Source organism: Enterovibrio norvegicus DSM 15893, assembly GCF_900115495.1.
Lineage (GTDB): Bacteria > Pseudomonadota > Gammaproteobacteria > Enterobacterales > Vibrionaceae > Enterovibrio > Enterovibrio norvegicus.
Genome location: NZ_FOWR01000048.1, coordinates 22,561 through 35,456 on the forward strand (window position 1 = coordinate 22,561; position 12,896 = coordinate 35,456).

General features: G+C 44.8%; 6 protein-coding genes and 1 pseudogene. 5 read left to right on the top strand and 2 right to left on the bottom strand.

The genetic code is table 11. The annotated features are described in order from the left end of the window. The first annotated feature begins 397 nt into the window (after positions 1 to 397). A complete protein-coding gene (locus tag BM082_RS21450) occupies positions 398 to 2,278 on the top strand; it encodes a methyl-accepting chemotaxis protein (protein WP_074928545.1) in 1,881 nt (626 codons plus the stop codon). A gap of 153 nt (positions 2,279 to 2,431) precedes the next feature. After that, positions 2,432 to 2,694: pseudogene (locus BM082_RS21455) on the top strand (hypothetical protein); the annotation flags it as partial. A gap of 1,005 nt (positions 2,695 to 3,699) precedes the next feature. On the opposite strand, the gene BM082_RS21460 reads toward BM082_RS21455, so the two are convergent. Both BM082_RS21460 and BM082_RS21465 read right to left on the bottom strand, forming a co-directional pair. Continuing rightward, the gene (locus tag BM082_RS21460; protein WP_074928547.1) at positions 3,700 to 5,481 is read right to left on the bottom strand and encodes an ABC transporter ATP-binding protein; all 1,782 of its coding nucleotides are present in this window, start codon (positions 5,479 to 5,481) and stop codon (positions 3,700 to 3,702) included. Next, positions 5,474 to 7,300: an ABC transporter ATP-binding protein gene (locus BM082_RS21465; RefSeq protein ID WP_074928549.1), complete on the bottom strand. Its 1,827-nt coding sequence runs from the start codon at positions 7,298 to 7,300 to the stop codon at positions 5,474 to 5,476. The genes BM082_RS21460 and BM082_RS21465 overlap by 8 nt, the downstream gene beginning before the upstream one ends. A 285-nt stretch (positions 7,301 to 7,585) precedes the next feature. Here BM082_RS21465 and BM082_RS21470 point away from each other — a divergent pair, with 285 nt between their 5' ends. The 3 genes from BM082_RS21470 to BM082_RS21480 all read left to right on the top strand — a co-directional run. Further along, positions 7,586 to 9,217, top strand: coding sequence for a (2,3-dihydroxybenzoyl)adenylate synthase (locus BM082_RS21470; RefSeq protein WP_074928551.1), 1,632 nt, complete (start codon positions 7,586 to 7,588; stop codon positions 9,215 to 9,217). A 63-nt stretch (positions 9,218 to 9,280) separates the two neighbouring features. Continuing rightward, complete coding sequence (locus BM082_RS21475; protein ID WP_074928553.1) at positions 9,281 to 10,666, top strand: salicylate synthase; 1,386 nt, start codon at positions 9,281 to 9,283, stop codon at positions 10,664 to 10,666. Beyond that, a partial coding sequence (locus tag BM082_RS21480; RefSeq protein WP_139218810.1) for an AMP-binding protein occupies positions 10,666 to 12,896 on the top strand: 2,231 nt, incomplete at its 3' end. The genes BM082_RS21475 and BM082_RS21480, both read left to right, overlap by 1 nt.

Here is a 12,896-nt window from a genome sequence, read left to right on the forward strand (position 1 = left end):
CAGCTATTGGCCGTTTTATACGATGGGAATCACAGATTCAATGTCGATGTTATGAGTTGTTCATGTTAACGACTTAAGCAAAATGTGAATCATAATCCGCCTAAAAAATCAGCAGAATAGTGAGTGTTGATGAAACAGTCGGTGGATAAACCGTCAGAAAATTTTACGCAACCACTGAACAATTTGTGCTCGAGATCTCATATTGTTTAACGTGTTGATATTTATATCAAAATACCAATCTTGGTTATTATGCGTGTCGGAATATTTTACACTCATGATTCACTTACAATACGTATGGTTTATAAAAGTTAATATTGTCTTGGCAATAAACTGTGTAGCTGCTTCATTCAAATGACATACAGAAATGTTGACAAGAAGTTTCACAGAGGTGTCGAGAATGAAAGTATCCCACAGAGTTGCAGTGGTATCGACGGTAATTGTTGTTATCGTTCTATCCTGCTTGTCATGGTTTCAATACGTAAACGTAAGAACGGAGCATCTTGAAAACAAGGAACAAAGCGTAAGTGAAGCAACCTCGGTAATGGGGGACCAAATTACTTATTGGCTTAACGGCAAACTTGCCATCATTAATATGATGTCTGAATCCATTAACGCAGACTTTAGTGAAACGACAATACAAGACACCTTTAATCTTCCCTTATTGAAGAAAGAATTCATTCTTATTTTTGGTGGCTTAGACACCAATGGGGAAAGAATTACCAACGACCCTTCATGGAATCCAGAGGGTTGGGATGCCCGTAAACGCCCTTGGTATCCGGTTGCACGTCAAAACCAAACAGCAGCGCTGACAGACCCTTACGCTGATGCCGCTACGAAAGAGATTCTGATCTCTGCGGTTGCTAACCTCTATGATGACGGAGAGTTCAAAGGCGCGTTTGGCGGAGATCTAAGCCTGAAAAGTGTATCTGATGCCTTGAATACGCTGAACTTCCGCGAAACCGGTTACGCCTTTTTGCTCAGTGGCGACGGCAACATCATCAGCCATCCAAACGCCGAATTGAATGGACAGCCTTTGTCAGTATTGTTTGATGGAAGCATCCCTGAGCTCGAGTCACGCTTCAACGAAACCACAGTTGCAGGTCTACCAGTGTTGACGTCATTCGACAAATTAGAAGGGTTGAACGGCAATGATTGGTTGATCGGTGTGGTCTTGGACCAATCAAAAGTGATGGCTCATACCGATGCATTTGCGTATACAGCGGCAGGAGCAACGGCATTTTGTGCCTTGCTCATTGGGATCTTGCTGAGCATGGTGATTTCAAAGCAACTTGAACCGCTTGATACACTTCGCCAGAGCTTGCAGGAGATCAACAGCGGCGATGGTGACCTAACAAAACGCGTTGCGATTAACAGCAAAGATGAGTTTGGCGGCCTGTCTTCCGATTTCAATGGGTTTGTCGCTTATCTTCAATCCTTGATCGGCCAGATTAAAAACACCTCAACAGAAATACGAAACAGCAGCGAGCTCACAGTGAGCAACGCGACGGCATCTTCATCAGGGATTGAAAACCAGTTACAAGAACTGAACTATGTATCAGGCGCGATGGCTGAGATGGCGAGCATGTCTGAGATTGTTGCTGATAGCGCGCAGCGCGCCTCACGATCTGCCATTGAGACAGACCAGGTTGCGGAAAAGGGCGTTGATGCTGTAAATAAAACCGCTAAATCGATTTCTACCTTGATGGTTGAGATGGAGCAATCCGTCGACAAAGTGAAGGCATTGGCAGAATACAGCGCCAACATTGAATCAATCCTAACGGTCATCACTGGCATTGCAGAGCAAACAAATTTGTTGGCACTCAATGCGGCGATAGAAGCGGCGAGGGCAGGCGAAAAGGGGCGTGGCTTTGCCGTGGTTGCGGATGAAGTTCGCGCATTAGCGTCACGCACACAGTCATCGACAGAAGAAATCAAAACCATGATTCATCAACTTCAAGACGGCGTGCGAGAAGCTGAAACAGTGATTTTGGGAAGCAGAGACACGGCCAGCAAAGCTCAGAACATCGCCCATGATGCGGATGACGCACTGAAAAACATTCGTGATCACATCACCGAAATCAATATGCTTATTGCTGACATTTCGGGTTCATCGAGCAAACAAAGCAACACCGCCGCTGAGATAAACCAAAATACCGCAAACCTCCGTGCCATTAGCGAAACGCTCTCAAATCAAGCGAGAGATCAACAACAACGCTGTATCGGCGTCGCGGAACTCACCGGCAAACAAGACGACGAGCTCGGGAAATTTAGAGTGTAACGCGACAAAACTCGGTAATTAATAAAGGTAGAAACGGGCTCCTATGAGCCCGTTTTTTCTTTGGGTTTTCTGAACAAATGAATAATGAATAATGACTTCAATATTTCTCTCGTCGACGAAGCTGACGAGCTGTAATGGTCAGCATCAAAGATACGTGGATTGAAAGATGAGTTTATTATGCTGGTCGTCTTTGTTCCTCTGATGCTGTCATTTGTCCCTGATTACGCACCCTACGTTGATGCAGGGTTCGCCGCACTGAAAGCGTCCCTGAATACTATTGGTACGTCGCCGCCGCAGTGTTGATCGATACGTTTGGGTTTCGCTCAATGGTGCGCTATCTGCTATTTATCTCTACTAGGTATCCAAGGTGCAGCTTTTTGCCGTCGTCCGCCTCGAAATGGTTCGGCGGGCGCTAATGCGGGTTGATGATAACGGCGCGGTGTTCGTTGATTCGAAACCTTGCCAGTTCATATCGTTTGGCAAGTAACCAGCTTCAATGGTGAACAACTTATCAGAGACTGAGCTGAACAGCAGAATCTCGATGAACAGTGAAAGCTATAAAATGATGCTCTGCGATTTCTGGAAAATAAATGTGAGCGGTTGATGGGATCTTTTTCGTAGCAACAAAGCAAAGCGTGTTGAGCGTGAAACGGTGAGTTAATGTCAAATGGTGAACGTGGTTAAACAGAAGGCGTTGTAGATATGAAGAAGTCATCATTGGTTGAGGCTTAAAGGATAATAGACGTTTTGAGATTGGCACAGTTTGGAGTGGCTAACAACAACAGTGTTCGTAAAGGCCAAATACGGATAGATTGAACCAGGCAGAGACATGTGTTTTCCTTGTTAACATCCTACAGCCTTAGTTCGCATTATGTATATTATGTTAAATAACATGCACAGGAGAATGAAATCTGAGAATTTTGTACCTGTAACTACCCCTTTCTTTGTATTTAAGGCTTTAAATTCAATCTATTGAACGCAATTGGCTATTTACCATAAAGTAGATAATTACCAGTCTACTAAGATACTCTTCACGAAACATGGTTTCCTAAAGCATCTTCATACTCTGGGAATTATTGTTAAGATCTTTAAAGCGCAGCGCCAGAACCGTTGAGTTTGAAAACACATCTTTCGCTCTCACAGTCATAAAGAGGCGCTCAAAGTGCTTGCCGGCCTATACTGCTGAAGCATGAGAACCAAAGGAAGCGAATCGCATTAGCTATTGCGTTATCGATGTAAGGCATCATCGTGACATTGTCGCCTCACTCTGGAAACAACTCAAAACGCACTAAGCCAGATGGCGAGTTACAATATGAATAAAGTGATAGTCGTTAAACCGCCAAGTAAACGCCAAGCGGTTTATTATCCCTCCATTCAACCACGTTGAAGATGCTCTAATGCTAAAAGTGTAAGATTCAAGATCATGTTGCTTCCAGGCAGGTATATTGTGCTCGCCACAGATTCTTGTATAAACCCAATTTTCCAACCAGTTCTCTGTGCTTTCCTCGTTGTACAATTGACCCCTTATCCATGACGAGAATTTGGTCTGCTCCCTGTATGGCACTGAGGCGATGAGCGATGACGATAACCGTTTTACCTACAATCAACGTTTTGAGTGATTGTTGAATTTCATATTGGGCAATAGAGTCGACCGACGCTGTAATTTCGTCCAAAAGCAGGATGGGTGCATCTTTGAGGAAGGCTCGTGCAATTGAAATCCGTTGTTTTTCCCCGCCAGATAACCGAGACCCCCCCTCACCTATTTGCGTGTCAAACCCAAGAGGTAACGCATTAATGAAATCAAGGCAGTAAGCGTTGTTACACGCTTCATAAACCTCCTCATCCGTAGCGTCTGGTCGACCAATTCTTATATTGTCCATGATGGTAGAAGAGAAAAGCTGCACATTTTGAAAAACCATGCTGACACTTTTGTATACTTCCTCCGTCCCTATCTTTTTGATGTCATCGCCTCCAAGACTAACCACACCAGCATCAGGGTCACTGAAGCGGCATATGAGGTTCATCAGCGTCGTTTTTCCCGATCCTGACGGGCCTACGATGGCAGTGATTTCGCCCGGATAGGCAGTGAATTCCACATTCTCCAAGCATGATATACCATCGTAAGAAAATGAAACGTCTTTGAATTGGACTGAGTAGCTATTTGGCTTTTGGGCCAAGGTTGGTTCGGGAAGTTGTTCCGCATTGAGCAGTGCTTCGGTTTTATCCTCGCTCTGCGCTGTATACCTAATGATATTCAGGTACTGAGCCATGTCTAAAAGAGGTGTTATTAATCTATGCGCCAGAAAAATGAACAATAATGCGATTAATGGATCGAAGCTTGATTCTCTGACTTGCCAAGCACACACGAGTAAAAATGCAACAAACCCTAACTCGACCAAAAGACGAAAAAGAACAACGGGTCCGGCGCCCCAAGCCTCAACGCTCATAGTTGTGCGGGTTATGTCGTCAAATAAGCCATTCAATTTTGTCAGCCATGCCTGTGAGCGATTAAAAAGACGTAACGTCTTAATTCCCATCAAAAACTCAATAATGACACCTGAGATCTCGCGATTTGTCTCTAATTTATCTCGGCTTACTTTAATGAAGAAGGATCGGGTTGCGCGTATTACAAGCATTGCTAGAGGAAAACCGGCAATCAACGCGAGCGCTAGCTGCCAGTCCAACGTCACCAATATAGACATAATGAGAATGGGTATTAACGATGACACAAACAGCTCAATAGCCAAGTGAGTAAATATGTTCTCGATCCGGTTGATATCATCAGTGACTAAGTCTGAAAGCTTGCCAGTTCTATATTTAAAAATCACTGATAATGGCAGAGAATGTATTTGATTGAGCACTTTGCGTCGGTACCCTGCCATGATTTGGTAACCGCCTAGGAAGCTGTATTTTTGCCCTAACCAAGCAGACAAAAACTGTAAGACGAACAGCACTGCCAATAAGAGTATGTAGTAAGTTCCTCCCTCCGACATATTGACGGGTATGGTCTCTGAGTATGTATCAGGCCGGCTCGTTGTCTGCTCTTCAAGGACTGAGACAAACCAAAAGTAACACACCAAGATTGGAAGAATGTCTAATATTCGTTCTATCGTCCGCCAACAAATACCTAGGATAAATAACCTAGGAGAGCACTGGCTATGCGCAATGACACGCCTAACGGCGCAAAATAATGCGTTATCCATTAGAAAGAGCTCCTTCCTTGTCGGCGAGTTGGCGACTGAGCATCCAATCGTCATTGTTATTCTGCAAGCGCCATAGCGTTGCATAGAAATCATCAGACTGTATTAATGCGTTATGTGATCCTTTCGCTCTTACTTTGCCATTTTCCATCAGCACAATTTGGTCAGCATCTTCTAACCCATATGTGCGATGGGCAACAACCACGACTGTTTTATCTGGGTAGTGTTTTTTCAAGTTTTGATAAAAAGCCCTTTGTGTCAAATTATCCGCATAGGCCGTCGCCTCATCCAAAAGCACAATGGGGGCATTCACCAGAAGCGTGCGCGCAAGAGCAACACGTTGCTTTTCTCCACCGGACAATCGAACCCCCTGCTCTGCAATCTTCGTATTTAGGCCTTCAGGTAATTCTTTTATTAAACTTTCTATTCCCGCAGTTTGAAGTGCTTGATTGACCTCTTGAACAGATGCGTGAGGGTTTGCAAACATGAGGTTTTCTTTGAGTGTCCCTTTGAATAAAAAAGCGTCTTGGGACGCTAAGGAGAGTAAGCTAGCCCTCTGCGATTCATTGAGTTGCTTTATAGGCACATTGTTAATAAAAATATCACCACTATCAGGCGTTAAAAGACCGGCCATCAATTGGACCAATGTTGATTTGCCACTACCTGACATACCTAATATGATGGTGGTAGTACAAGGTTTAAAAGAAAGCGTTACATCTTCTAGTACCGATACATCCGAATAAGAAAAGTGAAGTTTATGTAGCGAGAAAACTAGCGGCGACTGAAGTAAGCATGTCTCGTGATCATTTCTGTGTTCAGTCATATCTATAATTGGCATCAAGCGACGAACCCCTGATAGGATTTCTTGAATCTCAGTAAAAAAATGACTGATTTTTAACAACGGTTTCAACATTCCCGCCCCTAAAAGCGCTGCCATAACGACATTAATACTGTCAATTTCGCCTGTTTGTACTAAATACATGCCGACGGGAAGAATGAACAAAATGCTTGCACCCAATAAACACGTAAAGAGAGCCCATCGAGGAACGGTGATCACAGTGATTTTATCGACAACAGAAAAATAGTGTACAAGGCTTTCTGACATTGCTTTAAAACGTTCACTGTCTTGACGGAATAATTTCATGATTGCAATGTTTCGAATATATTCGACAACGGTATTATTGAGCACTATAGACGCTGCATGATATTGGTCGTAATGCTTATTAAGCCCCCTCATCACAACGAATGAACTTAATATTGCCACAGGCGCTGCAATAAGCGCTGCTAACGCTAACCGCCAATCAATCCAAAATAAATATCCAGTGACAAGCAGAGGCCCAAAGACAGCGACTGATACTTCCACAGTATGATGTGAAAAGAAGTTCTCCATTTTCTCAACGTCTTGCATCACTGCCTGCTTTAATTGACCCGTTTGATAGCCTTGGAACCAGGTAAGGGGAGCCCATGCCAAACGAGAAGCCAACAAACGACGTGTGTCAGCCAAAATCAAGAACGCAGATTGATGACTTAATGTATATGCCAAGCCATAAGCCAACGTTTTAGCAACAAGTACCGCAGCCATCCCCAGTGCTAAGTGATAAAAACCGTCTGCGATTAGTGCTGAACTAGAGGGATCCATCATCTCATGTTGAAGATAGGCTTGTACTAACATAACCGCTTCAAAAAGAAGCCAGTAAGGCGCGAGCTCAAGCGCGGCAGCGAATAAAGATATCCCAACTGCAGCGGTAAGTTTGCACCGCTGAGTTTTTAATAGTCGCCAGAGTACTGGCCATGCTGAATTCAATTGTTTTTGTTCATCCATAAAACGTGAGCCTTCAGTAAATAAGCCTTACTAGGGTAAGGGAAATAAAAAGACCATCACTACCCGTATCGGAACGACTCCCCCCTTAAACGATTAAATGAACAATGAAAATTGAAAATAAACCCTTTATTTTCAATGTAATAATCTCATTTCCATCAAAAATTTTATCTGATCCGAGTAACTAATCCCGATACGAGTAGTCCCCTTCGCGACATCATCATAAATTCAAATGAGAACGATTCTCTTTTGAGTGTGTTGGGCAAGAAGTGACTTTACGGAGATAAAATGAATATCGAAAACGGTGGGGAAACCCTGCAATGGCCATTAGCTGGCAGACAAAAAGCCTATTTTGAGGCTGGTTATTTACTCCCAAAGACCCTAGGTGACTGGTTAACCACTTGGTCTGAACAATTTGAAAATAGAACGGCCATTGTTGACAAAACTGAGCGCTATACCTTTAGTCGGTTAGATGAACAAGCCACACAATTAGCTTTCGGTTTTCTCAACGCAGGCTTGAAGCCTGGTGACAAGGTGATTGTTCAGTTACCGAATTGTATTTGCTTTGTCACTGCTCTTTTTGCCATGTTTCGCATCGGTGTGATTCCTGTATTAGCAATGCCAACTCAAAGGGAAAACGATATCGCGGCGCTGTGTGAACAATGTAATCCATCAGCCTATCTTGTGCCTGAGAAGTTTCTTGGCTTTAACTATGTTGCGATGGCAGAAAAAATTAAATCTGCCTTTTCATCAATAAAAACGCTTTTTGTTGATGGTGTTTCAGAAAAGCACTCTGCACTCAGTTTGCTTAATTGCTCCCCGACTGCGCTTCCAAACATCAACCCCTTCGAACTCGCACTCTTACTTTTATCTGGCGGCACCACGGGTACGCCAAAGCTCATTCCTAGAACGCATAGTGACTATGCATTCAACTTTATCGAATCATCAAAAGTATGCGAATTCAGTTCATCAACCGTGTATTTAGCCGCCCTACCAGCAGCGCATAACTTCCCTTTGGGTTGCCCTGGCATCTTTGGGACATTGCACGTTGGAGGGAAAGTTGTGATGAGCAGAACGCCAGGCAGCGACGAGGCTTTTACGTTAATCGAACAAGAGAAAGTCACGACAACTGCCCTCGTTCCTCCGCTTTTAAAGCTTTGGTTGTCATCAAGGGAATGGGATAAAACGAATATAGATACCCTTTCGCTTGTGCAAGTCGGCGGTGCGAAACTCGACGTTGAAACAGCAAAAAGAGTGGCGCCTGAATTAGGGAGTGAATTGCAGCAAGTCTTTGGTATGGCGGAAGGCCTGTTGTGTTACACCCGACGAAGCGACCCACTCGATACAGTATTAAAAACCCAAGGCAGCCCAATGTCTTGTGCCGATGAAATAAAGCTCGTTGATGGTGATGGCTTACCGGTAGCTGATGGAGAAGCGGGTGAGTTACTGACTCGAGGTCCCTATACCATTCGTGGATATTTCAATGCTGATAGCCACAATACCATCGCCTTTACACATGATGGATTTTATAAGTCTGGTGATATTGTTAGAAAAACGCCAGAAGGCAATTACGTTGTCGAAGGAAGAGTAAAAGAACAAATAAATCGCGCTGGCGAAAAAATTGCCGTCTCTGAAATAGAACCCCTTCTCAATCTCTTTGAACCCATCAAAGAATCAGTGATCGTCGCCATTCCTGACGATCAACTGGGCGAAAGAAGCTGTGTATTTGTCACCCCTGCCAACAACGAAGTCCTGCCAACTCTTAATGACTTACGCACCTATTTAAGAGGTCTTGGCGTTCCAAGGTACAAACAGCCTGATCAATTAGAAATTACAACGCATTGGCCCCTCACCTCTGTCGGAAAAATAGACAAAAAAGCGCTTGTCGCGACCGCCCAATCCAACATGCTTAAAAGTTAAAAAAGTTAGCCTAAATCGTCAACGTTCAAAGCTGTCTCTTTTCAGAACATTAGGAGTTTTATTATGAACGATTACAAAGAATTAAGTCTGGCCATCAACAGAAAAGCGAGCTCACTATTACTTGCTATCGCTAACAGCGGCTTATCCGATCAATTTATGATGTATGAAAAGCCGGGAGAATGGTCTTTGGGTATGGGGAGCTTGTTGTCCATTGACGTATATCCAGACGAAATCTCCATCAAGGAAAAAAATCGCATTCAGATAGAGGGATATCACGATTTTAGTGAAGCCATGTCGCGTGCCACTAAAAATATACCCATAAAGGGCTGGAGGCTATATGGAAATGCTAAATTTGAACTTTCCTATATCCTTCATGGGTTAATGAATGACGTTACCATGGAAAAATCGAGCAAGCTTCTATCTCTATTTATTCCGGAATACGAAGTAAGAATTTCTGATGGCATTGCCACGCTTAGAGCCCCGACAGATTCAGAATTAGACGATCTTATTGACGTGTTTCGCATGGCAGATGCCAAAAGTAACGACGCAACAATAAGCGCTGAAGCGCGCAATCACGTCGATTTAACAATCCCTGCTAGCTGTAAATATTATAAATCTGCGGTGTTAAGCGCTATCAATGACATCAAAACCAACGTCTACCAAAAGGTAATTCTGTCTCGAAGAATTCCCATTAACTTTCCTGTCGATATGGCTAAGAGCTATGAGTGTGGTCGGGCCAAAAATACGCCTGCACGTTCTTTCATTATGCGTCAATCAGGCCTAGAGGCCGCCGGATTCTGCCCTGAAACAGTGCTTGAAACGGCTTCTAACGGCTGGATAAGCACACAACCACTTGCTGGTACACGGGCGATAGGTGCCTCGCCCGAAGAAGAGTTGCGCCTAAAGAGTGAATTACTCTCTACGACTAAGGAAATTGCGGAGCATGCTATCTCTGTCAGGCTTGCCTACGAAGAGCTCCATGAAGTATGCGATGAAGAAACCTTGTCAGTGTGTGACTTCATGTCAGTCAAACGAAGAGGCAGTGTCCAACATTTAGGCTCCAGAGTGAAAGGTCAGCTCGCAAGCAACCAAAACAACTGGGCGGCATTCAAAGCGCTCTTTCCCGCCGTCACCGCATCAGGAATTCCCAAGAAAGCGTCGCTGTTAGCGATTAAAAAGTATGAACCTGAAGACAGGTCTCTTTACTCCGGTAGCGTAATGATTGTCGACCAAAATGGTCACATGGATGCGGGGTTAGTACTCAGATCGATTTATCGTAATGAGGACAAATGTTGGCTTCAGGCTGGCGCCGGGATTGTCGATCAATCTGTCCCTGAAAGAGAGCTTATTGAAACCATTGAGAAGCTGAGCTGTATCGCTCAATACGTTGTTAGAGAGGATAGCGCGCCACAGTCTGCCCAAAGTAAATCACGAAAGGAGGTCGTGTGATGACCGCAATGGAATGCCTCCAGACTCGCCCTAGTAAGACGTCTATTCTCAGTGATATTCGCGAATACATTGAGATTGAACCCACAGTTTCAGAAGACATTAATCTGATTGAACAAGGGCTCGATTCACTTCAATTGATGCGACTGGTTGATAAGTGGCGACGGGCGGGTTCTGACGTGACATTTGCTGACCTTATAGAATGCCCAATCTTATCAGTATGGCTAACGCGTTTACTATCGAGCCACTCAGATAACGGGAACCAGTCATCTCCTCTTTTAACTTCTACTTCTAATGGCACAGAAAAACGTGAACATGATGATCAACCGTTTGATTTAACCGATGTGCAATATGCATATTGGCTAGGAAGACAAAACCATCAAACCCTTGGCGGTGTGAGTTGTCATGCCTACATTGAAATAGATGGAAACGATGTTGAAAGCCGGTCACTAGAACGCGCTTGGCATCGCCTACTTTGCCATCACCCAATGCTCAGGGCGGTCTTTACACCTGATGGTAAACAACGTATCGGTAGCGACATCGCGTTACCCGCACTGTTGGTGAGAGACTACCAAAACCTTACATTGAAAGAGGCGGAACTTGCCTTATTAGAAACCCGTGAACACCTATCTCATCGCAAGTTGGCTATCGATGAAGCCCACGTTGCCGATATCTCACTTTCTCTGCTACCCGATAATAAGACACGGATCCATTTTGATGTTGACCTGCTCGTTGCAGATGTCCAAAGCATTCATATTTTACTGAAAGATCTGGCTGATCTTTACGGCGAATTCAAACGAGGTAACGACAAGTATTTCCCTCCCGCAGACCCAGATTGGCAATTTAAGCATTATTTGGAGGCGAAAAAACAAGCTGATCAGGGTCGCACAGTAGCCGATGAAGCGTATTGGAAAAAGAGACTCGCCACGCTCCCTGCTGGGCCACAGTTACCCCTATCTTGTTTGCCTGAGTCAGTAAGTGAGCCACGCTTTATTCGACGGACATACACGCTTTCACATGACAAATGGACAGCGATAAAAGGCAAGGCGACATCGAAAGGATTAACCCCTGCCGTCATGTTGGCCACCGCCTATGCGGAGGTGCTGGCGCATTGGAGCAGCCAGGCCCGTTTTGTCCTAAATGTCCCTATTTTCGATAGGCATGGCGGGCAGCCAGGAATTGAAAACGTCATTGCTGATTTTACAAACCTTCTTTTACTTGAATGTGATTGTACCCAGCCTCTTCCATTTACTGCTCGTGTAAAAGCAACGCAAAAGCAATTACATAAAGATCTTTCTCACTCAACGTATTCTGCCGTTAGCATCCAACGTGAGCTTCAAAAGCAAGGGCTATCTGAAGGGGTGAGCGCCCCGGTCGTATTCGCATGTAATTTGGGCACGCAATTAATTACTCAGACATGCCGAGAAACGCTGGGCAGTTTGAACTACATGATCTCTCAAACGCCACAAGTATGGCTAGACCACCAATTATATGAAATGGAAGATGGTCTATTGCTGGCTTGGGATTCGGTAGATGAGCTCTTCCCTGAAGGGGTTATAGACAGTGCTTTTAATGCCTACTGTCAGCTTTTAGAATCTTTAGTCGATGACGTGAATTGGGATCGTCCTTACAACCCTTCCCTGCAGAAAGAACAGCGTGTTAGCCGTGTCTCTGCGAATTCAACGGAACGTAGCGTGACTCGACATGTTCTTCACCACGCCTTCTTTGAATGGGCATCAAAAGCACCAGAACGCACTGCGCTCATCGCTGAACAAACCACGCTGTCATACGGTGAACTTGCGTACCGTGCTCGCCAACTTGCTGCCTTGCTCATTAAACAGGGGCTGAAGCCTGAAGAGCCTGTTGCTGTCACCTTACCCCGAGGCGTGGACCAAGCCTGCGCGGTACTGGGCATTCTGGCCGCGGGCGGGTGTTATGTGCCTATTGGGACGCATCAGCCTCTCGCTCGGCAACAACGTATTCATGCCACCGCGGGGATACGCTTTACCCTCACCGACACGTTGAACCGAGATGCGGTTCCAGGGCAAGCCATTGATATCCATAATATCAAGGACATACTTCCTCTCAATAGTACCGTTACGGTGTCACCAAAGAGCCCTGCGTATATCATTTTCACATCCGGCTCTACCGGTGAGCCTAAAGGGGTGGAGATGGCCCATCAAGCCACTGCCAATACTGTCGATGACATTAACCGTCGTTATGGTATGCACGC